The organism is Komagataeibacter oboediens (genome assembly GCF_018491655.1).
In the GTDB taxonomy this organism is placed as follows: Bacteria; Pseudomonadota; Alphaproteobacteria; order Acetobacterales; family Acetobacteraceae; genus Komagataeibacter; species Komagataeibacter oboediens.
This window is the reverse complement of sequence record NZ_JABLUU010000003.1, coordinates 94,121-119,022: the sequence shown is the minus strand read 5'-3', so window position 1 is coordinate 119,022 and position 24,902 is coordinate 94,121. Positions and strand designations below refer to the sequence as shown.

The following is a 24,902-nucleotide window of genomic DNA, read 5'->3' as shown; positions in this document are numbered from 1 at the left end:
TTATCCCCAAACGGGGATTATTGCCCACCGGCATGATTATGCCCCACATGGGCGCATGCGATGCGCCTGCCATCACGCAGGGAGGGATCGACGGTCATTTCTCCCCGTGGCACCGGGCCATCCGCTATCCGGTGGCCCGTGCCCATATGGCCCGACCATGTGGCATAGGACAGCGTGCGGTATGTATCCGCAGCACAGTTGTACATGACGGAAAACCTGACCGAGGCAAACGGCAGCCCGTGACGGATCATGTCCTCGTCAAAATCCTGGATGAACGTGGCGGATGAATGCGTGCCATGCACCTGAACCGATGCAAGGTCGATATATTCATTCACCTTGTTCTGGTACGGCGGCAGCTTCTGCAGGTCCGTCTCGCCATGCGGGGCCGGGGATGCGGGCAGGTCCTGTACCTGTTCCGCCCATGCGCCGTCTACCGTTCCACCGCAGGCAATGCCCGCAGCCATCAGCGCCACCACAACCCTGTATCGCATTTTCTCCCTTTCATGCGCACGAACCGCACGCGTACACACCAGAACCGGTTTCATTGCCCTGTTTTGCAGGATCGTGCCAATGGCGGCAAGATAAACAGCAGATAACAGGATTTCCGACCAGCCGGATGATGACAGGAATGCTCCATGCACGCTTCTTTTTCGCGCTCGGAATACCGTTTTTCCCTTGCGGGGCTGCTGCTGGCGGCAGCAATGGCGACAGCGGCGCACGCTGATACCACCCCGCCCGTAACGCTGGACCGCGCCCCATTTGGCACCATGGCGGATGGCCAGGTGGTCGAACGCTTTACCATGGCCAACCGGCACGGCATGCGCGTGCAGGTCATGACCTATGGTGCGACCATAACCGCCATCGATGCACCGGACGCACGCGGCCATGTGGCGGATGTCGTGCTGGGGTTCCCGACGCTGGTGGGATATACCCGTGACAGCGCCCGTGGCGGCCTGTTTTTCGGGGCGACTGTGGGGCGCGTAGCCAACCGCATTGCCAATGGCACCTTCGTGCTGGATGGACAGACCTACCACATCCCCCGGACCGAGGGGACCAACGCCCTGCATGGCGGTCGCAGGGGGTTCGACAAACATGTATGGACAGTGGAAAACGCGGGCACCACCGCTGATGGCGCCAGCGTGACCCTGAAGCTGGTCAGCCCGAACGGAGACGAAGGATTTCCCGGCACGCTGACCACCCATGTCACCTTCAGCCTGAATGACAGCAATGAACTGTCGCTGCACTACGTCGCGACAACGGACCGGCCCACCGTGGTCAACCTGACCAACCACAGCTATTTCAACCTGAATGGCGAGGGCAGTGGTTCCATTGAAAACGAGATGCTGCAGGTCAATGCCGACAGCTTCACCCCGATCGACGCAAAATCGGTGCCGCTGGGCACGGTCGCGCCGGTCGCGGGCACGGCGCTTGATTTCCGGACACCCCACCGCATTGGCGAGCGCCTGCGCAATACGGACCCGCAAATGATGTATCCGCACGGTTATGACCAGAACTGGATCGTCAACAGCCAGCTTTCACGCACCCCGGTGCCAGCCGCCCACCTGTGGGATCCGGCCTCGGGGCGGGTGCTGGACGTGCTGACCACGCAGCCGGGGTTGCAGGTCTATACATCCAATTCACTTGACGGACGTTATGCCGGCCCCTCGGGGCACAGCTATCGCCAGACGGATGCCGTGGCGCTGGAAACCCAGCATTACCCCGACAGCCCGAACCACCCGGCTTTCCCCGGTATCGAACTGAAACCGGGACAGACATACAACGAAACCACCCTTTATCGTCTGGGCGTGCAACCCGTGCCGCCCCACCATCCTTGATGGCCGTAGGGAAACACCGTTGATTCCGGGGGGAATATCCTTACATACCTCACCATAGCGTGATTGAAGGACGTAAGACCCAGATGAAAAAAATTGCCGTTCTGCTACTGCTGGCGGGGCTGACAGCATGCCAGTCCGGCCATCCCCCCACCGACCCGAGCGAAAGCGGCGGCGTAGGCGGCATGACCGGATCGCCAGGACAGGATGCGCCCAGTGACGGTCCCGGCGGCTCTGGCGGCCCGGGCATGGGTAACTGAAGGCGGAAAAAAGCGGGCGCGTCGCGGTCAGTCGCGTCCGCCACATATATTGATCACCCCAAGGCCAAGCAGGCCAAGGCCCGCCAGTCCTTCGGCCACCATCCATGAGACCGGGCCAATCCCGTCAGCGGTCATACCGCGCACCAGCACCCCCACGCTGCCAATCATCAGGAGCAGGGACATGATGGTGGCCCATTTTATAATCTTGCCGCGGTTCATAAATCTCTTCGCTGTCTGTCGATCGGGTTACCGGCAGGCCCGGCCCCGTTCCTTCTAACACCCGGAAGGGACAGGCGTCCAAACACGGCATGCGCAGCCGCAATGCATGTATCGCACATCAGGGATATTTCATGCGGATGTGAATCCCGCCAGTGCATCTTCCGTGCCTGTATGACGTTACGGAATTCACGAACCATCCGGGCCGGTGCCCTGCCACATGGCCGGTCCCGAGACAGGCAAGGAGCATGGTCATGCAGGCACCCCGCGCGCCCTCCATCCTGTCACGCGACTGGTCCGTACGGATGCGGCACCTTGTCCAGACCTGCAGGGCCTATCCTTACGCGTTCCTGCGCCTGTGGGATGGGGACTGATCCCCGCCCCCGTTCATTCATGCCGCAGGTCGGATGCGGAAAACCATTCGTCATTTCCCGTGCTGTCGCTGCGCACGCGAATCTGTCCGTTTTCGATAATCTCGACAATCGTGCCCTTCATGCCGCGCAGTTCCGGTCTGACGGCCGCATCATCCTTGACCACCACAATATCACCCGCCTTGAAATCCACGCCCGGTTCTCCCCTGCCAGCTGTTCCGGTGGCCCTGCGCCCATGGGCCACCGTGGTCCACGATCCGCCAATCATGCCAATGATGGCCGACATCGCAAGCCGCTGTCCGGCCATGTCATACCACATCCGCATAAAGGACAGGTTGCAGCGGGAAAATATGTTCCGACATGAAGGAACAATCCATTACGAAACACAGGAATTCTTTATGCCAGCAGGACACCACCTTCCCTCCGCCACGGATCTGCAGCGTGAACTTGAACAGGTCCGCCGGGATTACGCCATTGCGCTGAAGGACCGGCCCGAACACGCCCGCGCGCTTGAAGAACGCGCCAGGAAGCTGGAAGCCGAACTCGCCCGCCAGAAATAGGCAAGGCGGACCCACGCCCCCGTATGGGCCTGCCCCATGTCAAGAGAGCGACATGACAGGCTGCCATGCGGCGACGGCCATGGATCACGACGCCGTTCGACCCCATGTGATTGGGAACGGACACGCCGTGTGTCCCCTACAGAACAAGAATTAGGATGCTATCATGAGCAAAGTGGCAACCAGTGGTCCCGACGCACAGGGCAAGTACAGCCTCGAAGTAAACATCGGTGGCCTGACCGGCACGCTGAGCGGCTTCAGTTCCGCCATGGAAGCCGAGGATTATGCCGTTTCCCTGCTGCGCCGCGTCAAGGAACTGGCCAAGGCCGACGGCCTGAAATAATTCCTGAAACCCGCCGGTAACGGGTGGCGTGCAGCATTACGCCCCCCGGCCGGCGTGGCGACGGCCATCAATGGTCGTCTTTGTGCCTTTTTTCTTTATACAGTGGGAAACCTGACTGGATCAGGACGTGAAGCTGTATATGGAAAAAGGACGCTCTTTCCCATGAAACGACTGACCCGGTCATTGACGGTACTGGCATTGGCCAGCCCGCTTGTCGCCTGTGTCGACGGTCCCGGCTATTATGGCGGCTATGGTGGGTACGGCTACGGCCCCTCCGGCGGCTATTACAGCGGATATGGCGACTATTACGGCGGTGCGCCCATCTATATGGGACGCGACGGCGGATGGGGTGGTGGCCGCGGCGGACCCGGTGGCGGTTTCCGTGGCGGCAGGCCGGGCGGTGGTGGACCCGGTGGGGGCTTCCATGGTGGCGGACCGGGTGGCGGGGGCCATGGCGGTGGACCAGGTGGCGGTGGCCCCGGTGGGGGCGGACGCGGTCCCGGCGGTGGTGGTGGTCATGGCGGTGGCGGCCACGGGGGCGGCGGTCCCGGCGGCCGACGGTAATGAAACGGGCTGGTTCCCTTGTGGGACCGGCCTTTTTTATCCATGCCGGCCCGCGCCGGACAGCAGGTTCATGACCAGCACGCCGCATATGATAAGCGTCATGCCGGCAATGGCCGCCAGATCCAGCTTCTGTCCCAGCACCACGCGGCAGACCAGCGCAATCAGCACCGTGCCAATGCCGGACCAGATGGCATACGCCATGCCGGTTGGGATGGTGCGCAACGCCAGCGACAGCGAATAGAACGCCACGGCGTACCCCGCCACCGTGACGCAGGACGGCACCACACGTGTAAAGCCGTTGGACAATGTCAGGCAGAACGTAGCAGTGACTTCCGCCACGATCGCAACCAGCAGATAGATGTACTCCATGCCCTACGGGCGGCGTCCGTGGCCCGGCCCGCATGGCGGCAGGCCCCTCAGACGGGGGCGTGGCGCACGGGGGGGAAGCGGCGTCTCGTCACGAATCGCCACGGCGTCATGCCCACGGGCACGCAGGGCATCCGCAAACCGCTGGACATGGGTCCATTGCGCGCCCGCATACAGTTCACGCCCGTCCAGCATTACACGATGTCGTCTCAAACTTTTCCCTCATCCTGTCATATCTGACCGTAGAGATGGGGATGGCGGCCATAAAGCGCAACGGCACACGGAATTTGTTTCAACTTTGCAGGAAACCTTCGCTTTCGTGAAACGATTCATGTATAGGAAAGATAGGAGGTATGATACATGAGCAACTCTGCACGCATGATCGCCCATCTGCTGATCACGGTCCGGTTGAGTACGCGCAATCGTCCTTCCGCACCTGTTCCCGCAGCATCACGCGATTGACCATGTCGCGCCGGGGACACCCGGCGCGCATCCATCAGACACATTCTGTCATGTTATGACATGATGAAGACTCATGCCTTTTTTCGTGCCCGCGCCAGTTGGGCGGCAAAGGCAGGCAGTTCATCATGATGCAGCAGGGCCACGTGGTTCGACTGTGCCAACTGCCGGGCGGATGTCGTGTAATCCGCGTTGGACACCACGGCCGCCACGTCCGCCTGATAATGCAGCCGGGCTGCCGAAATCTGCTGCACCGCCTCATTCCCCACCGCATTACGATACAGCTTGCACTGCACGACCAGACGCGTCCTGCCGCGCGTGGCAATGACATCCGCGCCCTGGTCCCCGCCGGGCGGCGTCGCATGCGCGTCCCAGCCACAGGCCCGCAGGCGTTCGGCGCAATAACGTTCATATGCAATGGGGTCCATGTCCGGCGCGTAACCGCTGCCGGCCTGCACGGCCTCCCCACGCGACAGTTTCTGGCTGGCCACATGTTCGATCCGGGCCTGCACGCGGTCCGCAATGACCGGCCATGCCCATTGCAGGCGGCGTGCCCGTAACGTGGGTTGCACGACCGTTTTGATGAATTCCGCCTGTTCGCGCCGCCATCGGGTCGTACGTTCCACGCCATAGCTGTTGACCTGCACCAGTTGCCTGCGCCGGATGCGCAGGGCATCGGCATGCCGGTTCACCAGCCCCCTGCATACGCGCCATGCCCGGTGCCGACGGAAAAACCGCCAGCCATACCGCAGCAGCGGCCACGCCAGCACCGCCCCCACCCCCGCAAGGACAAGGCGCAACAGGCCAGGTGGCAGCACCGCCGCCATACCCGATGCAGGGCGCACGGCAGCAGCAGGGAAATAAAGCGGCACATCCCCTTTGCGGGCAGGCAGGTGGCGCAGCAGCACCGCATCGCCATGATGGCCCAGCATTTGCCAGCTTCCTGTCCCGTCCACACGCCTGCAATGCAGTTGGGCCAGCACGCGCTCATGCGCGGCAGTGACAGCCAGCCCGTCCACCCGTTCCAACGTCGCCGCCTGCATGCAGCCCACGGTTGCGGCGGGCACGCCATAACCTGCCTGCCCCGCCATGGCAGGCGGCGGGGCCAGCAGCAGCCCGCATCCCAGCCATGGCACGATCCCTGCCCGCATTCCTGTGTTCCCACCCCATGTTCGCAACGTGTTCACAAACCCTAAAGCATGAGAACAAAATAAGAAAGTGCAGAAGCGCCAATCCGTTCCGCCATGGTTTTCCCTCGCCAACGCGCCTATCATGGGGGAATGCGAATCTGTTTTATCGGCGACAGCTACGTAACGGGAACGGGCGATGAAACCTGTCAGGGATGGGTAGGACGTCTCTGCGCCATGGAACGGCAGGCAGGATACGACGTCACGCCCTACAATCTGGGCGTGCGGGGACAGACCAGCCGTGACATTGCCGTCCGATGGCATGCCGAAACCCTGCCCCGCCTTGCGGGACGCCATGATGGCGGCATCGTGCTGTCCTTTGGCGTCAATGACTGCACCGCCACGGCGCATGGCCCGCCACGCGTGCCGCACGATGAAAGCATCGCGACGGCGCAGCAGATCCTGCAACAGGCCCGGCAGACATGGCCGGTTCTGGTTATCGGCCCCACCCCGGTCGGCCGCGCCAGCCCCGATGACCGCACGCGGGCCCTGTCACATGCCATGGCCGGATTATGCGCGCAGCTGGACGTTCCCTTCCTGTCGGTCTGGAACCCGCTGCTGGCGCATCCGTCATGGTGTGCCGAAATCGCCCGTGGCGATGGCGCCCACCCCGCAGGCGGCGGTTATGCTGCACTGGCCAGGATCATCCATGGCTGGCCTGCATGGCGAAAGTGGATGGGACCGCTACCCTAAACCCGCACGCCGGTTTATCCGTTTTCCCTGGCATGGCACGACGGCAGGGTCACATTCGCCACATGCCCGCCATATCCTGTTTTGAACAAAGGCATACAGACATGAAAAAGCTCATTACCTGTGCCCTGCTGGGCGTATTGGCAGCAGGCGGCATTTCCACGGCGCGGGCCGAAGTGCCGGAAGGGGAACTGAACTCGCTTTACATCCGGCCCGAAGTGAAGCTGCCCGCCCCGGCGCTGGCATTCCCCAATTATCCGATCGTCGATGACTGCACGACGGAATTTGGCGATGAAGTCACCAATGCCTGCGTCACACAGGAAAAGGAACGCGCGCTGGTCCTGCAGCCCGCGTGGGACGAATATCAGGACAGCGACAAGATCGCCTGCCAGGAGGACGTGACGCATATCCGCCATATCCAGCTGTACAAAAACCTTGCCTACTGTCTGGACAAGCGTCGTTATGACGCATGGCTGAAGAAGCACCCCAACGGGCAATAAGGGCTTTTCCAGCCCGGAATGCTTACCAAAAAGGAATGACAGTTTTCGGGCGCCGCCTTTTTTCCGAAAAGGCGGCGTTCCCCTGAAGCATTCTGAAAACGGCGCCACCCGGAACGCGTGTCTTCAATCCCGTGCGATATGGCACCTGCCATCATCATGGCTGTGGTCATAATCGACGTTCTGGTTGGTGCCGCTGTCCCCGTGCACGATGCGCGGCACACGGACGGGATGGGCTGACAGCACCGACAGACCCGCATCCGCCGCACCGTAATACAGCCCCGCCGCGTCCAGTACGCTTGGCGGCAGGGCCGCAAGCGTCAGCGGGACATGCACGTTATCCCGCGCGGCCTGTGCCGCCTGCGGATGGGCCGCCTGCCATGCGGCGGATGTCCATAGATAGAACGGTATTTCATACGCGGCGCGCACATCCCCATGTGCGGGAATCCCGCCCGTGCATTCCGTAACCCGCACCCCATGGTCGGATACATAAAACAGGGCGGATTCCCCCCCATGGGCTTCCAACGCAGCGCGCACATGGGCCAGCATGTGGTCGGTATAGGCAATGCTGTTGTCATAGGGCGTGCCAAGACTGGCAAAACCGCGGGGATACCGATCGGCCGCGTTTTCATGGCTGCCAAACAGGTGCAACACGATAAAGACGGGTCCGTGCGCATCCGCAATTGCATGATCCACGACCGGCAGCATGCGTTCATCCAGCACCGGACTGCTCATGATCCCGTCATGCACAGTGGTGTAAGCGATATGATGGGCCTGTTCCGAATAGGCACCAATCACGCTGTCATATGGGCCAAGGCGGGGATGGTTGCTGATCCACCACGTATCAAATCCCGCCGCATTGAACACCGACACCAGATCATGCCCTGGCGCCGCACCGGGTCGCAGCCGGTCATATCCTGACAGGATGACCGGCACCGCGCCAACCGTGTAATCAAAGGGGGTCACCATGTCATCAAAGCGCACAAGCCCCGGCACCTGTTCCATTTCCGGCGTGGTGGACGGGCCGTAGCCATAGATATGGTGATGGTCGCGCCGCGCGCTTTCCCCGATCACCAGCACGACCACCTGTGGCGTAGCGGGCGGCGGGGGATCGAAATGGATCGGTTCATGGCTGATCCGTCGCGCCATATCGGTCACGCGCCGGGTTTCACGCCGGGCGGCGACGTAGCCGGTCGCCATGCTCCACGGCCATGCCCGGTCAAAACGGGAATGGATGGGCACCAGCGGATTTTCGGTCCCGCCCCGCGTGGCGGGCAGGTGCCGCCATAACTGCACGGTGGGAACAATGATCCAACCCAGCAACATTACCACGCAGGCCAGGCGCGTACGGACCCGCCAGCTCACCACCGCGCCACGTGGCCGCGACAGGTAAACCCCGGTCAGCCCCACCCACAGCAGCGCCCATGCCACCAGATAGGGCAGGACAGGCCATACGTACCCCACCATAACGGGAAACGAGCAGTAAAACAGGATCAGCCACAGCGGATAGCCGGGCGGCACGCCACCTATGCCGATGTAATACAGCGCGGCAGGCATCAGCACGACCACAGGCAGCAGCAGCCCCAGCAGTACCCGCCTGCTGTTGACCAGCAGCGCGATCACCGCCCACAGCACCACCGACCGTACCACCCCCTGCAACGCCGTACAGGCGGGCAGCAGCGCAAGGGCGGCCATAAGGCAAAACAGTACATCGGGCCAGAGACGCCGGCAGCGCGCGCGCCAGCAGGCCGTATCCGGGGGAGGACGGGCGATCATGACCGTTTCATGTCACACGCCCCCGCGCGCGGGTAGCCCCATCATACGCCCATGCGGCAGGGAGATGGCACGTTTGTGAATGAACCCGCATGCGGCAATGCTTTTTATCCCCTGTCGGCACGCCTAATAATGCGACCGCCGGGAGGCCCGCTGCGCGAACGGGCGCCAGAAAAAACCATAGAAAAAACAGTCATTACAAAAACTGAATCATAAAGGCAGACAAACGTACCATGGCAAAAATAAAGGTCAAAAATCCCGTTGTCGAAATGGACGGCGACGAGATGACCCGCATTATCTGGCATTTCATCCGCGAACGGCTGATCCTGCCGTACCTGGATATCGACCTGAAATATTACGACCTTGGCATCCGCCACCGTGACGAGACCGATGACCGCGTAACGGTGGAAGCCGCCGAGGCCGTGCGCCGGTACGGTGTGGGCGTAAAATGCGCCACCATCACCCCTGATGAGGCACGGGTAGAGGAATTTGGCCTGAAGAAGATGTGGCGTTCGCCCAACGGCACCATCCGCAACATCCTTGACGGCACGATCTTCCGCGAACCGATCATCTGCTCCAACGTGCCGCGCCTTGTCCCGCACTGGATGCAGCCCATCGTGATCGGCCGCCATGCCTATGGCGACATCTACCGTGCCGCCGAAACCCGTATTCCCGGCCCCGGCAAGGTCACCCTGCGCTACACCCCCGCCGATGGCGGCCCCGAGCAGGTGCTCGACGTACATGACTTCAAGGGCCCCGGCGTGGCGCTGGGCATGCACAACACCCGGGCCTCGATCGAAGGTTTCGCGCGCGCATCGCTGGCCTACGGGCGTGACCGGAAGCTGCCGGTCTACCTGTCCACCAAGAACACCATTCTCAAGGCCTATGACGGCATGTTCAAGGACGTGTTCCAGGAGGTGTACGAACGGGAATTCCGGGCCGAGTTCGAAAAGCTGGGCCTGACCTACGAACATCGCCTGATCGATGACATGGTGGCCTGCGCGCTGAAGTGGAAAGGCGGGTATGTCTGGGCGTGCAAGAACTACGACGGCGACGTGGAAAGCGACATCGTGGCGCAGGGCTTCGGCAGCCTCGGCCTCATGACCTCGGTCCTGCTCAACCCCACGGGCGACGTGGTGGAAGCCGAAGCCGCCCATGGCACCGTGACCCGCCACTTCCGCGAACACCAGAAGGGGCGGCCCACCAGCACCAACCCCATCGCGTCGATCTTTGCATGGACGCGGGGCCTGGCCTATCGCGGCAAGTTCGATGACACGCCCGACGTGACCCACTTTGCCCGGACGCTGGAACGCGTGTGCGTTGAAACCGTCGAAGGCGGCCAGATGACCAAGGACCTCGCCCTGCTGGTGGGCAAGGACACAAAATGGCTTGATACCCAGCCCTTCCTGGACGTGCTGGATGAAAAGCTGGGCGCAGCACTGGCCAAGGCGTAAAAACACGGACGGGACGGCTGAAAGACCGTCCCGTTCCACATTCTGAAAACCAGAGAAGTTTTTGGTGAAGCTTTTTTTCAGAAAGCTTCAGGAAACGCCGCCTTTTCAAAAAAGGCGGCACCCATAAAGTTTTACCTGTTCATTCCCCTTCCGCCAGCGGGCGGGATTCCAGTGCCCCTTCCCACCGTGCGGCGACAGCGGCGGCATAACCATTGCCCAGCACGTTGGTTGCCGTACGCGCCATGTCGAGGAAGTGGTCGATCCCCAGGATCAGCGCCAGCCCCGCTTCGGGCAGGCCGAACTGCGGCATGACGGCCGCCAGCGTGACCAGGGCTGCACGGGGCACGCCGGCAATGCCCTTGCTACTCAGCATCATCACCAGAACCATGGCGATCTGCTGGCCCATTGGCATGTGAATGCCATAGGCCTGCGCGATGAACAGCGCACCGAAGGACTGGAACAGCACCGACCCGTCAAGGTTGAAGCTGTAGCCCAGCGGCAGCACGAACCCGCTGATACGGTCGGGCACGCCAAACTGCTCCAGCCGTTCCACAAGCAGCGGATAGACCGATTCACTGCTGGCCGTGGCGAAGCCCAGCAGGATGGGCTGCACCAGCAGCCGCGCAAGGGCGAATACGCGCCGTCCCAGCACGCAGAAGGTCATGGACGTCAGCAGGACCCACAGCACACCCAGCGTGCCATAGAATTTGCACAGGAACAGACCGAACGTGCCCAGTATCCCTGCCCCGCTATGGGCCACGCTGCCCATGACGGACCCGAATACCGCAACAGGGGCGGCGTACATGACCATGTCGGTCATGCGCAGCATGATACGCGCCAGTTCCCCCGTCCAGGGCAGGATCATGCGCTGCGCCCCTTTCCCCGCCGCCGGAAGGGCCAGACCGAACAGGATGGAAAACACCACGATCTGCAGGATGTCGTTGCGGCCCATGGCGTCAAAAATACTGGTGGGCACTACATGCAGCACGAATTCGACCGGGTCGAAATGCCCATGCGCAAGCCCCAGATCCCCGACCGACAGCGGGGTGGTGAACCCGGACCCCGGCTGCAGCAGGTTGGCCGCGACCAGCCCCGTCACCAGCGACAGGAAGGACGCCACGATAAACCACAGCAGGATGCGCCCCCCGATGCGCAGGACCTGCGCCCCATCACCCAGGCTGCCAATGCCTGACACCAGCGTTGCAAAGACAAGCGGGGCAATGATCATGCGCACAAGCCGCAGGAACAGGCCCGTAAGCAGGCTGGCAAACCGGGCGGCGGGTTCGCTGGCCGCAGGTCCCACCGCATGCAGGACCAGCCCCGCCACAACACCCAGCGCCAGCGCCACGACAATGGCGCGCGTCCGATGGTTCGCATTACTTTTGCTGGGATGGGCCAATATCAGCATCCTGTAGCTGTGGAAGACACGCGGGAAGTAGCGCGGCGTCCCCCGGTCATGCAAGACGGCCACGCATCACGTCCAAGGCGCCCGCCATGTGTCGCCTGCGCATTCCACCTGACCATACCGTCACACTGTGCAATCCCGCCCCGGGGAACGGGACGGGCAGACACATAATCGTTATCATTACGGAATGGGAAAGAAAAAAATCCGATAAAAAAATGAGCGCTGCAATATAGACCTACCCATTCGGGTAGGATGAGATTATATAAGCCGCATGCACGATCACACGCCGCAGGCGTCGTCTCCTGTCCCGGCTGAGGGGACACCATGGCTGGAAAGCGGTCTGGAGCGGCTGTTTTTCCGGGCGAGGTGGTTGTGCGCGCCATTATATCTCGGGCTGACGGCCGGGTTGCTGGTGATACTGGTCAAGTTCTTCCAGACCGTGTGGACGCTGGTCAGGCATAGCTACACGCTGGAATTCGATGATGTGTTTGTCGGCATCCTCGACATGATCGACCTGGTGCTGCTGGCGAACCTGCTGCTGATCGTCATGTTCGCGGGGTATGAAAACTTCGTCTCCAAACTTGATGTGCGCAATCACCGGGATTTTCCCGACTGGATCGGCCATGTCACGTTCGGGGACATCAAGATCAAGCTCATGGCCTCGATCGTGGCCATGTCCGCGATCCATGTCCTGGCGGATTTCATCCGGGTGAACGAGATTTCCAGCCGGACACTGGCATGGAGCGTGGGCATCCATCTGGCGTTTGTCGTGTCGGGCCTGATGCTGGCCATGATGGACCGGATGATGGAGCCACCCGCCGCGTCGTCTGGCGCAATGACAGAATCGGGCACCCACTAACGGGACTGCCCACAGCCGTTGAGACGGCACGGACATGGCGCCTGGGGGCGCAGCAGGCACAACCGGCGCCTGAGCGGACCCGCACCCGGCACTTTGGGGCGAGAGCAAGGCGCTTGCGCCCGATTACAATCACATTTGCGTGATATTATAGGACTGTTTACGTCGCCTTTATTTGCCTTCTGCTGACGCAAAACAAGGGCTGGAGCGTATTTCAATAGATAAACTGCATGTTAAATGCAAATTATAGGGGCCTGTTTCTGCTGATTGCCCCCATGTTAGATAGCCTCATGCGCCTGACCCTGCACACTGATTACGCCCTACGCACGTTGCTATACATGGGAATCCATGCGGACAGACGTGTCTCCATTCATGAAATCGCAAGCGCGTACGACATTTCCGAAAATCACCTGGTCAAAGTCATTCACCGGCTGTCGCGCCTCGGGCTGATTGACGCACGGCGTGGTCGGGGTGGTGGGCTGCTGCTGGCCCATGCGCCCGGGGACATACGGATCGGTGATGTCGTACGTCAGACCGAGGATGACATGCGCCTTGTCAATTGCGAACCAACCGATGCCGAAAACAACAGCTGCTGCATCCTGTCAGACATGTGCCGCCTGCGCGGGGTACTGTCCACGGCGCTGGGTGCGTTCATGAGTGTGCTGGACGCAACGACGCTGGCGGACCTGCTGCCGCCAGAAGAACATGCCATGCTGCGCGAACGCCTGCCCGGTCCCCGGATGCCACTGCCGACGCCAGTCAAGACCACCACCCGCCCCACTTTGCAATAAACCCTGTCTGTACCCTGTTGCGCACCCAAGGGATCAGGACGGCGTTTCTGCCCCCTGTGCCGCGGCATCCGCACGGGCTTCACGCAGGGCCTGCTGGGTCAGGCGTTCTTCATTGCGGCGCAGGAAAACGGCACTGAGCACCAGCCCGACCGCCACCGCCAGCCCCATCGCGATACTGGCGGGACCGGAAACCTGGGTTACCTTGCGTCCCAGGTAATACGCACCCGTGGCATATCCACCTGCCCAGCACAGACCGCCCAGCGCATTGAACAGCATGAAGCGGGGCCATGGCATATGGTTGGCACCGGCCAGCAGGGCCACGAACACGCGCAGAAGAGCGATGAACCGCCCGAAAAACACGATACCACTGCCATGATGGCGGAACAGGAAACGCCCCAGCAGCAGCCTGTCAGGCGTCAGCTTGATGCGTGATCCGTATTTCTGCAACAGCGGCAGGCCGACTTTCCGCCCGATCAGGTAGCCGATATTATCCCCGATGACCGCCCCCGTCACCGCGGCAAGCGCCACCCACTGGATATCCAGCTTATGGGTGGCGGCACAGTAGATGGATGCTGAAATAATCAGTGTTTCAGCCGGAAGCGGCAGCCCCATGCTTTCCAGCATCACAATAAAGGTAATCACCCCATATCCGTAATGCTGGAACAGATATTCAAAATGATGCAGCAGCGTTCAGTCCTCCATCGCCAGGTAACGGGCATGAATCCTGCATGCCGCACACCGGCGCCGACAGAACCAGACCGCCGGGCACGGAACGCCAGCATGCGGGCAAAAGCGCATCACCTGAATCTGACTGGCCCGAAACCCGGCAGGCACAATGGGTGAAACAGAGCAGTAGCAAAACCGGCTTTAGCGAATATCTGCCACCCATTTTTTTTCCTGTCCCGTCATGTCCCCGGATCGGCCCCCTGCATTCGTCTGTCCGGCACCGCAATCCCGCGTCATGACCGACACCCGTACAGGGCGGCACCGCATGACAATGCACAGTGTTACAGGAACCCTCCAAAAATAAGTCACTGATAAAAATAAAAGTTTTTGGATGGTCTTTTTTTCAAAAAGGCGACGTTTCCTGAAGCTTTCTGAGAACAGCTTCACCAAAAACTTTTGCTATTTTCATCACAATGCATATGCCGCGTCCTAGCGCTGGATCCACTCCCGCCGTTCGGGCGCGCGACGTTCCCAGCCGCGACGTTCCAGTTCCGGCGTGCTGGCAGGCTGGGCCGGGTATCCCACGCACAGATAGGCCACCAGTTCCAGCGCAGGATCCACGTCCAGCACGGTCTTGATCCGTTCGGGATCGATAATGGAAACCCACCCCACCCCGACACCCACCGCCGTGGCCGCCAGCCAGAACGTATGAATGGCCATGACAGTGGACCACGTGGTGGTCTGTGGCATCGTCCCACGTCCCAGACCACGCCCCTGCGTGGGGTCGGGATGGGACAGGACCGCCAGATGATGCGGCGCGTCATCCAGCCCCGCCAGCTTCAGCCGGGCATAATTCAGGGCATCCGCCCCCATATGGTCAGCCAGCGCACGGGCATTGCAGCGGGCAAAGTCCTCCCGCACCGCCGCCCGACGCCCCGGGTCGTCCACGCGCACGAAACGCCATGGTTCGCTCAGCCCTACCGATGGGGCAAGGCACGCGGTACGCAGCAGATCGTCCAGAACGGGTTCAGGCACCGGATCACGGTTGAAATGGCGCACGTCACGCCGCCAGCGGAACAGGTCTTGCAACTGCTCCCGAAAGGCATGGGAGAATTCGGGCACGGACATCATGCCCCTTCTTTCGTTCATTGCAGGCGGTCTGTCACGTCCTGGATACCGTCGGGATCTGCGGGCGAGGGTTGCGCGGGCGCACCCTCTTCCGACGTCAGGGGGGCGGCATAGGCCGGATCTTCCTCGAATTTCGAGGCGACTTCCCGGATTTCATCAAAACTGGCCTTGTACCAGTCCACCTGCGTATGGGTATGGCTGTTCACGACAAAGCTCAGGAAAGCGGGGGAGGAATTCTCCACCTCGCCATACAGTGCTTCGTCCTCGCCCCCTTTCGTATGAAATACGAAGTGACAGTTCACCGCGTCCGTATACCGCAGGAAGGTGTGGTAGATGATGGTCGGCACGATTTCATGCATGGCCTGACCAATATAGTAGGCCGGGCGCCTGCTGATAACGGCGGGTGTGACGTTATCAAGTATGCCTTCATTTTCCAGCGCGCTGGCGCTGTCGGCAAAACGGGACTGGTCGACCGTAACCGTTACCCCGCACCGGCGCACATGATAGGCGCTGGTGATCGTAATCCCGAATTTCTCGTAATCAGGCAGCTTGTTGAACGCGGTCGTGGCTGCATGGGCTGTTCCCATCTGCGCCAGCGCTGCAATCACCAGCCATGCCGCGCGTCGTGGCATCTGTCTACCCATATCCTTCCGCTCTCCCGGCTGCCTGTCAGATGTATTTTACGCCCCCCTTATGTCGCGTCCAATGAATATGGCGGCACACCGGAATGCGCCGCCATACATCATGATACAGGATCAGCCCGCCCGCGGCTGACTGGTCTGTTCAGGACCGGTCCCAGCCCCGCAGCGCCAGCAGGGAGGGCGATCCCTCCATCCCCGCATGACAGCCTGACGGCACGGCGATACTGGGCAGCGTCGCCAGCAGCATCATCCCCTGTTTGCGGTAGGCCGCACCAACCCAGCCCACAACGCGCTGGCGCAGTGTGCGGATCGGGAGGGGATTGGAAGAAGGGGAAAATCCCACGGCGGGGACAGGAGAAAAACTACGCATCAAGGCGTTTCCCGTGAGCCTAGCGGGCGAGACTGCCGCATGCTGCTCCTGCGCGCACGCTACGACGCAACCGGGGGGTTGGAAATACGATATTTTCGCAGATTTCCGGGGCGATCCATGCTTTTTTCGCAAAGCTTATTCCGGCAGGTGTTGCATGGAAAAGACACCTGCCGGAAGGGACATGGATCAGATGCAGCCCACCTGCCAGGAAGCGCGCCATTCCTGCCCCGGCTGCAGGTGGAATACACCCGGACGCGTGGAAAAATCGCCCTTGAATCCAACCGGGCTGGCCATGCCATGCCACGGTTCAATACACAGGAAATCACCACCGGGCTTCATCCAGATTCCCAGTTGCGGGAAACCTTCCCATGTCAGGCGCAGACCCGGGCCGTCCGGAATGCGATAGGTCAGCCCCGTGCTGGCCGGCCGGTCCAGAATCAGCGCATCCGCCGCAAACAGGGATTCATCCAGATGCAGTACGCGCCCGCGCACCGGTGTGGGGAAGGAATCGGGCAGCAGCAGCCCGCCCTTCAGGCGGCGCACGTCTTCGGGTTCGGGCTGGTCGAATTCAATGATATGCCGGTCCTTGGGCACATCAGGCGACAGCGGCCAGGCAAAGGCGGGATGCGCGCCCAGTGAGGCGGGCAGGACACGCGTCGCATCGGGATTGGTCACGCAGTAGCCAACCCGCAGCCTGCCCTGTTCAATGCGGTAGTCAATGACAAGGCTGAAAGCGAAAGGATAGACCCTGCGCGTCGCCTCCGTATCGGACAGTTCAAGGCGGCAGCCGGTCTCGTCGCGTTCCAGCCAGCGGAATGTGCAGTCACGGGCAAAGCCGTGCTGGGTCATGCGGTAGGCCTGCCCGTCAACCCATGCCGCGTCATCCACCAGACGCCCCACGATGGGAAAAAGCACCGGGGACTGGCGCCGCCACGGCTCCCCCCCGGCCCATAACAGGTCGCGGCCGTTCGCGCGCAGGGCGCACAGTTCCGCGCCATGGGCACGCACGCTGGCCGCAAGTCGGCCATCACCAAATGTATGGGTATCTTCTGTCATGCTGGTGGCTCCATCCGTTCAGGTAATGGAGCCTACCATGCACGATCAGGGGGCAGGCTGCCTATTCATGGGAAGCAGGGGTGACACTCGCGGTTGCAAGGCCGGCCTTTTCTTCCGGGGTCAGGCTTATGGTCAGGCGTTCGACCGAAAATGCCAGCCGTGCGCCCGTGCTGCGCGACGAGAACTTGATATGAATGCCGTTGTTATTTTCCATAACGGCGCCCCCTTTGCCCGCGCCGACCGTCGCCTCGCCCTGAACGGACCAGTATGTCCCCTCGATATCCGCGACGCGGTACAGGTTATAGACGGTGCCAGTGGCACGGGTTCTGGAAAAGCCGATGGCCGCCCCCGAACCACCGCGGATGCGGAAGGGGTAGTCATGTCCCTCGAACGTCAGGACACCTTTCCCCCACGACATCCCCGCCCCCAGATCGGCCGCCGACAGGGTAAAGGCGATCGTTGCCGTATTCTGCCCCAGCGCATCCGCCGCATGGGCGCAGGTGACAGGGGCGATACCGGACAGGGACACAGCCGCCGCGACAGCGGCCAGAGATACTAGGCGCAAAAGCGGACTCCATGACTTCTGGCGGGCACAGTCACCCCGCGTCCTTACATGACCGACATGATTTCCATGTCATCCACTGCACTGTGCAGCACAAATAGCAGCCATGCAAACTATATCATGGACACGATCCCAATGACTTGCCGTTTATTTCGTTTCGCCGGGACGGACCGGCGCAAGCTGGGCGCGGGCCTCGCCATTGGGCTGGGCGGCGGTGTGCAGGTTGACATAGACCTGACCGTTCTGAAGGGCCTCCGCCTGTTCGGATGACAGCAGGACGGACCCGTGCTGGCCGGATTTGTAGGGGCCGGGAATGGGTACCAGTACGCCCGCTTCCTCCCCTGCTGGCGCGGGGCCGTGGAAATGGGCGGCCACCACCGGCCCGCTCAGCCCGGTCCATGTCAGGGTATATTTCACAAGATTCGTACGCGTGTTCAGCGTGGCCTGAACGGTGCCATCGGGCTGACTGGTCGTACCATGTTCAGGGGTGAAGTGACCATCCAGCCGCACGGTGGCCGCAAGGGCGGGCGAGGCCACCACGATACTGGCGGCGACAAGGGCGGTCAGGGCGGGAAAACGGATCATGGCAACCTCCACCACAGGTCGGGCCTGCGGGAAATGTGTCAGTGTTGAAGTCATGTACAACGTCGGAAATACACGATCGGGTGCATGATCCATAACGGTACGCCACACGAATCATGGCTGGTCCATGTTCCGTAATGGCCAGCCGCACGCTCCGGTCAGGCGACGGGAGGACAGTGGTCACCAGGGATGGGAATCGGATATGAAACGCCCGGCATCCGTAATCATGCCAAAGGCATAATAACACGCCGCGACCCCCAGCAGCATCAGCAGGCAGGACATGACAATACGCATCCATGCCATGTGCCATTGCCACAGCCGCACCGCAAGGACATTGCGCGATCCTAGCCCACGCCCGTTCCACCGGCCGCACCATAGACCTGCCCGGTAATGTAACTGGCCTCCGACGACGCCAGCAGGACATAGACGGGTGCCAGTTCCGCAGGCTGCCCCGCGCGGCCCATCGGGGTCTCGCCACCAAAATTGTGGATGTTTTCCTCCGTCTGGCCACCACTGACCTGCAGCGCAGTCCAGAACGGGCCGGGGGCAACGGCATTGACGCGGATGCCACGGTGGACCATCTGCTTGGCCAGTGACTTGACGAAGGCGACGATCGCCCCCTTGGTCGCGGAATAATCCAGCAGGATTTCGGACGGGCTGAACGCGTTGACCGACGCCGTGGCGATGATCGCGCCCCCGCGTGGCATGAGCGGGATGGCCGCCTTGCTCAGATAAAACAGCGCGTAGATATTGGTACGGAAGGTTTCATCAAACTGTTCGTCGCTGATATCGAGGATACTGTCCTGGTGGCGCTGGCGACCGGCATTGCTGACCAGGATATCCAGTCCGCCCAGTTCCTGATGCGCGCGTTGCACCACGCTGTCGCAGTATTTGCGGTCCCGCAGGTCACCGGGCAGGGCCACGGCCTTGCGTCCGGCTTCGCGGATCAGGGCAATGACTTCACGCGCATCCGGTTCTTCCTGTGGCAGGTAGGCAATCGCCACATCCGCCCCTTCACGCGCATAGGCGATGGCGGCAGCCCGGCCAATGCCCGAATCCCCACCCGTAATCAGCGCCTTGCGCCCCGCCAGCCTGCCAGACCCGCGATAGCTGGTTTCCCCATGGTCGGGCCGGGGCGTCATCCTGCCCGCAAGGCCGGGCCATGGCTGGGACTGCTGGGGAAATGGCGGCCGGGGATAGGCGTCTTCCGGGTCCACCAACGCAGGCGTAGGGGCTGCCATTTCCGCGGCATGGGACCGGCCAGCGGCGGCTGCGGTAACAAGACCGGCTGCCGCAACGCCTGTTAGGATCTGGCGGCGGGATGATGAATGGCTGGTGTCATCTGGCATGGCGGGGTGCTCCGTGTCATGGGCGGCTCCATGGGACCGCATTCACGAATCTGAACAGCCCGCCCACCTCACGGTTGCATGGAAACCGGCCTTCGGGGCCGCCTGTCGATCAGGGCAGGGCTGCGATTCCGGTGATTTCGACCTTCCAGCGCGGATCGGCCAGACGGGCTTCAACCGTGGCGCGGGCGGGTTTGGCGGCCGGGTCCAGCCAGGCGTCCCACGCACGGTTCATCGCGGCCATGTCGTTCATGTCGCTCAGGAAAATCTGCACCGACAGCAGGCGTGCCCTGCTGGTTCCCGCTTCCGCCAGCAGGGCATCGATCTGGCGCAGGATATCCGCCGTCTGGCCTTCGGCATCAAGGTCTGGGTCATCGGCTACCTGTCCGGCCAGATAGACCGTATTTCCATGCACGACGGCACCGGTCAGCCGGTCTTCAGGTTGCAGGCGTGTGATGGTCATGGTTGGTTCCTTGGGGTTGCGGCAGGGATACCCGGCCTGATGGATCGAGAATCGGGCGGGACATGGAAACGGTGGGTAATATCAAAAAACCGGGCATGCGCCACAAGCTCGCGCACCAGTATTTCCAGATAGGCGACACTCCACCCCAGATCGAGGCGCCGCGACAGGTTCCCCTCCCCCGCCACCCGTGCCCGCACGCAGGCCAGCGCGTCTGCCGCCCTGTGGGCCAGGGCGGCTGGCGGCTGGCCCCGCCATGCGGCGAACCCCGCAACCGTCCGTTCCACGGCCTGCCGCGCATCAGGCGGCAGGCTGCCACGGTCCAGCATGCGCCGCAGCCGGATCAGGTTCAGCCCAACGGTCATGGCCGCCAGCACCCCATCCAGATAGGCATTGGTCTGGGCATCGGACATGGTGGTGGAATGCCGGACCAGACGCGCGAACCGGGCGGTCAGCGTGTTCACCCATGCCCCGGTATCAGGAATGGTGGCGGCGCGCGCGATACGCCGCAGGTCGCCCACCATCTGGCGGCGCATGCGCCAGCGTTCCGCATCCTGATCAAATGGCAGCACCAGCCGGAACACCAGCACGCTGCACCATATCCCCAGCACGACCGCGCTGTTGGTATTAAAAAAGGTCAGTTCATCCAGCCGCGACTGGTTTCCAGGATAGACCATGAACGGCAGGAAATTGTTATAGGGCGCAGCCGTCCCCACCGTGCGGGCGTCACGCAGCGCAAGGCCGCCCACCATCATGGGCACGAACAGCGATGCAACCAGCGTTTCCCACACCGCCTGCCGCGGCAGCACGACAAAGGTCAGGAACGCCGCCACCACCACCGCCCAGACCGCCCCGCGCAGGAAGCCAAGGCTGTCCTGCACCGGGTTTTCATTGGCGGCAAACCGGCTGCATGTCACCACGACGAACATGGCAAAGGTCGCCCCATCGGGCCAGCCCGTCACTTCCCACACCAGCCCGCCCATAAGGACGGCGCCTGCGGAGCGGACACCATTATGCCAGGCATCCGTCCGGTCCCGCCATGGCGGGGTGGAAAAATGGAAATGGTCATGCGCCGGGGCCACCTGTGTCGCGGCCAGATGGGCCAGCGCCGCATCCAGCCGGACCAGCAGCACGCCAAGCGAGGCATTGAGGATATACCCGTCCAGATGCGTCTGGGACCCAGCGGCATCCATGGGCACCGGCCCGCTGACGGCAATGATGTCATTGACCAGTTGCTGCCGGCATTCCGCGCCCAGCATGCGGATGCGCGCGCGCAGGCCGGGCACGGCAGCGACGGGGTCGGGGCCGTCCATCTGTGCCTGCATGTCGGCAAACAGCGCCTTTGCCATGGCCAGTGAATTGGTAAAGGCGGGGGGCACGGCGCCTGCCTCGCGTATGCGCGCGGCCAGCCCCAATCCACGCGACATCACCACCGCCACCGCCGCCAGGGCTGCGCGCGCATGGTCACCGGCATGGGTGCGGTGCTGCATTTCCACTTCACTGAACTCGATCTGGTCCGAAATGGAAAACACGGACCCCAGCAGCGTGCGCGACCGCAGGAACCCCGCGTCACGGCCCGCCATCATGCCCGTCAGGGCCTGCGCCGCCTGCCCCACGGTTGCCGCGACCCGGCGCGTGATCTCCGTATGCGCGACATCGGTCAGGTTGGGCGCGAAAACCGACGCCAGCCCGCTTCCACACAGAATACCCAGAAAGATGTAGGTGGAGCGGGACATGGCGATGGCAAATACATCGCGCGGATCATCAGCTGCGTTCAGGGCAATCAGGCCGCTGGTAAACGCCATGAGCACCAGCGCATAGGAATGGAAATTACGCAGGAAGGTCGCAAGCCCGCAGCATATTCCCACCCAGACCGCCAGCACCGGAAAAAACAGCCATGATGACTGGGGCATGGCCGCAATCAGGGTCACGCCCGCCACCGCGCCGCAGACCGTGCCCAGCAGTCGCCACCGCGCCTTGGACATGCTCTGCCCGCGCGAATTCTGGGCCACGATCCATGTGGTCATGGCCGCCCATTGCGGATCGTCCATTTCCATCCACAGGGCAATGACAAGCGCCAGAAGGGCTGCGATGGTGGTGCGGAGCGCAAACCCGAAATCCGCCGCCCGCGGGGCATACAGCCACCGGAAACGGCGCAGCCAGCCGCCCATGACGCTAACCACGCAGGCAGCGGGCCGTCGGGCTGTCGCCACGCGGGCGATCTGTATCACGCGGTCGTGTCATTTGCCCCGAATGACAAGAATAACGGGATAAATCTACATGTTATAACATAAATAGTTTTTCATGATCCGTCCGGCTGGCAGAACGCGTTAGAAATCATTCAAAAAGCCTCGGCAAATACCGCCCTTTTGGAATAAAGACGGCACCCAGAAACTTTTACTTATTGATTAACAGGCTGTTTTCAAACAGCCCTCAGCGATGGCGGTACATTTCGTATAATGCCACGGCCGCCGCGTTGGACACGTTCAGGCTTTCCATATCGCTGCTCATGGCAAGGCCCGCGATCTCGTCACAATGCTCACGCGTCAGGCGGCGCAGGCCTGCCCCTTCCGCGCCCAGCACCAGGGCCACGCGACGCTGGCTGAAGGACGCGCCATCCAGTATGCCGCCGCCTGCATCCAGCCCCACCACCCACAGGCCACGGGTCTTGAGCGCATCCAGCACGCGCGACAGGTTGACCACACGGATCAGTGGCACGATTTCCAGCGCGCCGGATGCCGCACGCGCCAGGGTTCCCGTCTCATCCGGGGCATTGCGATCCTGCATCACGACCGCCACCGCGCCGAATGCCGCAGCCGAGCGCAGGATAGCCCCCACATTGCGCGGGTCCGTTACCTGATCAAGCACCAGAACCGGCCCCGGACGTTCCAACACGGTATCCAGATCGGGCGGGGTCAGCACATCCGCCAGCAGCGCCATGCCCTGATGCACCGCATCGGGCCCGCACAGCGTATCAAGCCGTGCGCGTTCGGTGCGCACCGCCTGAATGGGGAACCCGCCTTCCAGTCGGGCGGCAAGGGTATCCTGCGCTTCGGCCGTGACCAGAAGCTGCCGCAGCTTGCGGGCCGGGTTTTCCAGCGCGGCCTGCACCGCGTGCAGCCCGTACAGCCAGCATGTGCCACGCGGGGCCGAGGCAGCACCACGTCCCCCCCGACCGCCCCGGTCGGATGCGGGACGGGTGGACGGGGCCGAATGGGAGGCGGCTGACGCGCCGCGACGACGGGGAGTACGCATGTTCATGTCCGTTCTTTAAGCCCAACCGTGTCCTGCGTCATTCCCCCAAACCGGAAATGGGCGAAGTTTTTCATGCGGCCTATTGACACCCCCCGTCATTCCCCGTAATTACCCGCCAACCCGGAGGGATGCCCGAGTGGCTAAAGGGGGCGGACTGTAAATCCGCTGGTGTACGCCTACGTTGGTTCGAATCCAACTCCCTCCACCAACTACCTTTCCCAAATAATCACATGCTGTGTCAAAACGCTGGTTTTCCAGCGTTTTTTGTGTTTTTCCTGTCCCTATTGTTCCCTGTTTGTGTCAGGCAGCACCAGCAAATAGCGGGTATGAAATCCGTAAGGAGCGGGTAAGGGGAGAATCCGCATGTTAGTCGGGACAAAAATCCTGGGGGCCCACATCTCCAAGGCAACGATGGCTGACACTGCGTGCCATTCGTGTCTGTCATGTCATCCGCATGGCTGGTCCGGTGCAGGCAGGGCGGCACGGTCCGTTACTTTATAAAAACGAATTCCCTTTCCGTCTCAAGATCATGTGAGGGCAGTCCCCCATGGTCCCCGGCATGGAACCGCATCGGTCCATCAGGCGCTATGGCCTGTAATAACGATGACCGACCGGAAAGAGAGAAAATGCACAGATCTGTCCCCGTCCTGGCTGCCTGCCTTGCATTTGGTTCCATCCCTGCCTCCTCCGTCCATGCGCAGGTGGTCGCATCCGGGCACCGTGACATTCTGCTGCAGGCCACCCATTCATGGAATGGCATGGCATATGAAAAATACCCCACCACCCAGCCGGAACTGATGATGATCCGGCTGACCATTCCCGCCCACACCGCCCTGCCATGGCATACCCACCCCGTGCCCAATGCCGGTTATGTGCTGCAGGGACAACTGACGATCCACGACCGGGACAGCGGCAAGACGGAAACCTTTCATCAGGGCGAAGCGTTCGCTGAATCCGTCAATGACATCCATCGTGGGGAAAGCGGCGATACACAGACCGTCGTGCTGCTGACCTATGCCCTGACACCGGGCACACAGCCCTCCATTCCCGCCAAGGGCGAAAAACCGGAATACTGAGACCAGGCAGAACAGACCTGACAGTCGAAACGTCGCATTTCCATGTCATGACACCCGGACAGGCCACAAAGCTGCCGCAATATAATTAATGATAAACTAACAGATTCGTCCTGACAGGCGGTACCGTACATGCCCTGAC

31 protein-coding genes and 1 tRNA gene are annotated in these 24,902 nt (G+C 61.9%); 12 read left to right on the top strand and 20 right to left on the bottom strand.

Annotated elements, in window-relative coordinates:
- Nucleotides 1–17 precede the first annotated feature (17 nt).
- The gene (locus HNO79_RS04240; protein WP_232275787.1) at nt 18–491 is read right to left on the bottom strand and encodes a surface-adhesin E family protein; all 474 of its coding nucleotides are present in this window, start codon (nt 489–491) and stop codon (nt 18–20) included.
- A gap of 144 nt (nt 492–635) precedes the next feature.
- Here HNO79_RS04240 and HNO79_RS04235 point away from each other — a divergent pair, with 144 nt between their 5' ends.
- Both HNO79_RS04235 and HNO79_RS04230 read left to right on the top strand, forming a co-directional pair.
- Nucleotides 636–1,835 carry an aldose epimerase family protein gene (locus HNO79_RS04235; RefSeq protein ID WP_214164455.1) on the top strand — a complete coding sequence of 400 codons (1,200 nt, stop codon included), beginning with the start codon at nt 636–638 and terminating at the stop codon, nt 1,833–1,835.
- A gap of 83 nt (nt 1,836–1,918) precedes the next feature.
- Nucleotides 1,919–2,092: a hypothetical protein gene (locus HNO79_RS04230; protein WP_010515265.1), complete on the top strand. Its 174-nt coding sequence runs from the start codon at nt 1,919–1,921 to the stop codon at nt 2,090–2,092.
- Between the two features lie 27 nt (nt 2,093–2,119).
- On the opposite strand, the gene HNO79_RS04225 is transcribed toward HNO79_RS04230, so the two are convergent.
- Together HNO79_RS04225 and HNO79_RS04220 are read right to left on the bottom strand one after the other, a co-directional pair.
- Nucleotides 2,120–2,275 carry a hypothetical protein gene (locus tag HNO79_RS04225; RefSeq protein WP_232275784.1) on the bottom strand — a complete coding sequence of 52 codons (156 nt, stop codon included), beginning with the start codon at nt 2,273–2,275 and terminating at the stop codon, nt 2,120–2,122.
- A 420-nt stretch (nt 2,276–2,695) separates the two neighbouring features.
- Complete coding sequence (locus HNO79_RS04220) at nt 2,696–2,986, bottom strand: hypothetical protein (protein ID WP_200410085.1); 291 nt, start codon at nt 2,984–2,986, stop codon at nt 2,696–2,698.
- A gap of 91 nt (nt 2,987–3,077) precedes the next feature.
- On the opposite strand from HNO79_RS04220, the gene HNO79_RS04215 reads away from it, so the two are divergent.
- From HNO79_RS04215 to HNO79_RS04205, 3 genes are all read left to right on the top strand, one after another.
- On the top strand, nt 3,078–3,239 hold the full coding sequence (locus tag HNO79_RS04215) for a hypothetical protein (protein ID WP_187294156.1): 162 nt from the start codon (nt 3,078–3,080) through the stop codon (nt 3,237–3,239).
- A 163-nt stretch (nt 3,240–3,402) separates the two neighbouring features.
- Complete coding sequence (locus HNO79_RS04210; protein WP_010515260.1) at nt 3,403–3,579, top strand: hypothetical protein; 177 nt, start codon at nt 3,403–3,405, stop codon at nt 3,577–3,579.
- A 162-nt stretch (nt 3,580–3,741) separates the two neighbouring features.
- Nucleotides 3,742–4,143, top strand: coding sequence for a hypothetical protein (locus tag HNO79_RS04205; RefSeq protein WP_214164456.1), 402 nt, complete (start codon nt 3,742–3,744; stop codon nt 4,141–4,143).
- Between the two features lie 36 nt (nt 4,144–4,179).
- Here the strand turns inward: HNO79_RS04205 and HNO79_RS04200 are convergent, their stop codons facing one another.
- From HNO79_RS04200 to HNO79_RS04190, 3 genes are all read right to left on the bottom strand, one after another.
- Nucleotides 4,180–4,512 (bottom strand): DMT family transporter, encoded by a 333-nt coding sequence (locus HNO79_RS04200; RefSeq protein ID WP_214164457.1) that lies wholly within the window; start codon nt 4,510–4,512, stop codon nt 4,180–4,182.
- Between the two features lie 3 nt (nt 4,513–4,515).
- Entirely contained in the window at nt 4,516–4,722 is a 207-nt protein-coding gene (locus HNO79_RS04195) for a hypothetical protein (protein ID WP_232275782.1), read from the bottom strand.
- Nucleotides 4,723–5,042: 320 nt separating this feature from the next.
- On the bottom strand, nt 5,043–6,119 hold the full coding sequence (locus HNO79_RS04190; protein WP_214164458.1) for a restriction endonuclease: 1,077 nt from the start codon (nt 6,117–6,119) through the stop codon (nt 5,043–5,045).
- 129 nt (nt 6,120–6,248) lie between these two features.
- Here HNO79_RS04190 and HNO79_RS04185 point away from each other — a divergent pair, with 129 nt between their 5' ends.
- Both HNO79_RS04185 and HNO79_RS04180 read left to right on the top strand, forming a co-directional pair.
- Nucleotides 6,249–6,848 carry a GDSL-type esterase/lipase family protein gene (locus tag HNO79_RS04185; protein WP_214164459.1) on the top strand — a complete coding sequence of 200 codons (600 nt, stop codon included), beginning with the start codon at nt 6,249–6,251 and terminating at the stop codon, nt 6,846–6,848.
- Between the two features lie 101 nt (nt 6,849–6,949).
- Nucleotides 6,950–7,345: a hypothetical protein gene (locus tag HNO79_RS04180; protein ID WP_048855879.1), complete on the top strand. Its 396-nt coding sequence runs from the start codon at nt 6,950–6,952 to the stop codon at nt 7,343–7,345.
- Nucleotides 7,346–7,468: 123 nt separating this feature from the next.
- Here HNO79_RS04180 and HNO79_RS04175 read toward each other — a convergent pair whose 3' ends face one another.
- Nucleotides 7,469–9,118, bottom strand: a complete 1,650-nt coding sequence (locus HNO79_RS04175; protein ID WP_214164460.1) for a phosphoethanolamine transferase — start codon at nt 9,116–9,118, stop codon at nt 7,469–7,471.
- Between the two features lie 230 nt (nt 9,119–9,348).
- Here HNO79_RS04175 and HNO79_RS04170 point away from each other — a divergent pair, with 230 nt between their 5' ends.
- Complete coding sequence (locus HNO79_RS04170) at nt 9,349–10,569, top strand: NADP-dependent isocitrate dehydrogenase (RefSeq protein WP_214164461.1); 1,221 nt, start codon at nt 9,349–9,351, stop codon at nt 10,567–10,569.
- A 139-nt stretch (nt 10,570–10,708) separates the two neighbouring features.
- Here the strand turns inward: HNO79_RS04170 and HNO79_RS04165 are convergent, their stop codons facing one another.
- Nucleotides 10,709–11,977 carry a dicarboxylate/amino acid:cation symporter gene (locus tag HNO79_RS04165; RefSeq protein ID WP_181418192.1) on the bottom strand — a complete coding sequence of 423 codons (1,269 nt, stop codon included), beginning with the start codon at nt 11,975–11,977 and terminating at the stop codon, nt 10,709–10,711.
- Nucleotides 11,978–12,245: 268 nt separating this feature from the next.
- On the opposite strand from HNO79_RS04165, the gene HNO79_RS04160 reads away from it, so the two are divergent.
- Both HNO79_RS04160 and HNO79_RS04155 read left to right on the top strand, forming a co-directional pair.
- Entirely contained in the window at nt 12,246–12,833 is a 588-nt protein-coding gene (locus tag HNO79_RS04160) for a TIGR00645 family protein (protein ID WP_029329588.1), read from the top strand.
- Between the two features lie 287 nt (nt 12,834–13,120).
- Nucleotides 13,121–13,621, top strand: a complete 501-nt coding sequence (locus HNO79_RS04155) for an RrF2 family transcriptional regulator (RefSeq protein WP_214164503.1) — start codon at nt 13,121–13,123, stop codon at nt 13,619–13,621.
- 33 nt (nt 13,622–13,654) lie between these two features.
- Here HNO79_RS04155 and HNO79_RS04150 read toward each other — a convergent pair whose 3' ends face one another.
- The 12 genes from HNO79_RS04150 to rlmB all read right to left on the bottom strand — a co-directional run bounded on the left by HNO79_RS04150 (nt 13,655) and on the right by rlmB (nt 23,693).
- Nucleotides 13,655–14,245, bottom strand: a complete 591-nt coding sequence (locus HNO79_RS04150; RefSeq protein WP_242405360.1) for a DedA family protein — start codon at nt 14,243–14,245, stop codon at nt 13,655–13,657.
- Nucleotides 14,246–14,776: 531 nt separating this feature from the next.
- On the bottom strand, nt 14,777–15,418 hold the full coding sequence (bluB, locus tag HNO79_RS04145; RefSeq protein WP_187294228.1) for a 5,6-dimethylbenzimidazole synthase: 642 nt from the start codon (nt 15,416–15,418) through the stop codon (nt 14,777–14,779).
- 14 nt (nt 15,419–15,432) lie between these two features.
- Nucleotides 15,433–16,047, bottom strand: a complete 615-nt coding sequence (locus tag HNO79_RS04140; protein ID WP_214164462.1) for a hypothetical protein — start codon at nt 16,045–16,047, stop codon at nt 15,433–15,435.
- A gap of 151 nt (nt 16,048–16,198) precedes the next feature.
- Entirely contained in the window at nt 16,199–16,426 is a 228-nt protein-coding gene (locus HNO79_RS04135) for a hypothetical protein (protein ID WP_010515241.1), read from the bottom strand.
- 186 nt (nt 16,427–16,612) lie between these two features.
- Nucleotides 16,613–17,482 carry an aldose 1-epimerase family protein gene (locus HNO79_RS04130; protein WP_214164463.1) on the bottom strand — a complete coding sequence of 290 codons (870 nt, stop codon included), beginning with the start codon at nt 17,480–17,482 and terminating at the stop codon, nt 16,613–16,615.
- 61 nt (nt 17,483–17,543) lie between these two features.
- Nucleotides 17,544–18,047, bottom strand: a complete 504-nt coding sequence (locus tag HNO79_RS04125; protein WP_244987421.1) for a hypothetical protein — start codon at nt 18,045–18,047, stop codon at nt 17,544–17,546.
- A 144-nt stretch (nt 18,048–18,191) separates the two neighbouring features.
- Entirely contained in the window at nt 18,192–18,629 is a 438-nt protein-coding gene (locus HNO79_RS04120; RefSeq protein ID WP_010515238.1) for a CHRD domain-containing protein, read from the bottom strand.
- A 177-nt stretch (nt 18,630–18,806) separates the two neighbouring features.
- A complete protein-coding gene (locus tag HNO79_RS17380; RefSeq protein ID WP_010515237.1) occupies nt 18,807–18,929 on the bottom strand; it encodes a hypothetical protein in 123 nt (40 codons plus the stop codon).
- Between the two features lie 41 nt (nt 18,930–18,970).
- Nucleotides 18,971–19,975 (bottom strand): SDR family oxidoreductase, encoded by a 1,005-nt coding sequence (locus HNO79_RS04115; RefSeq protein ID WP_275954564.1) that lies wholly within the window; start codon nt 19,973–19,975, stop codon nt 18,971–18,973.
- A 109-nt stretch (nt 19,976–20,084) separates the two neighbouring features.
- A complete protein-coding gene (locus tag HNO79_RS04110) occupies nt 20,085–20,435 on the bottom strand; it encodes a RidA family protein (RefSeq protein WP_214164464.1) in 351 nt (116 codons plus the stop codon).
- Complete coding sequence (locus tag HNO79_RS04105) at nt 20,432–22,663, bottom strand: FUSC family protein (RefSeq protein ID WP_244987420.1); 2,232 nt, start codon at nt 22,661–22,663, stop codon at nt 20,432–20,434. The genes HNO79_RS04110 and HNO79_RS04105 overlap by 4 nt, the downstream gene beginning before the upstream one ends.
- A gap of 202 nt (nt 22,664–22,865) precedes the next feature.
- Nucleotides 22,866–23,693, bottom strand: a complete 828-nt coding sequence (rlmB, locus tag HNO79_RS04100; protein WP_048857155.1) for a 23S rRNA (guanosine(2251)-2'-O)-methyltransferase RlmB — start codon at nt 23,691–23,693, stop codon at nt 22,866–22,868.
- Between the two features lie 116 nt (nt 23,694–23,809).
- Between rlmB and HNO79_RS04095 the strand changes: the two genes are divergently transcribed.
- Nucleotides 23,810–23,895: transfer RNA gene (locus tag HNO79_RS04095), tRNA-Tyr, on the top strand.
- 418 nt (nt 23,896–24,313) lie between these two features.
- Complete coding sequence (locus tag HNO79_RS04090) at nt 24,314–24,763, top strand: cupin domain-containing protein (RefSeq protein WP_200410080.1); 450 nt, start codon at nt 24,314–24,316, stop codon at nt 24,761–24,763.
- The last annotated feature ends 139 nt before the right edge of the window (nt 24,764–24,902 follow it).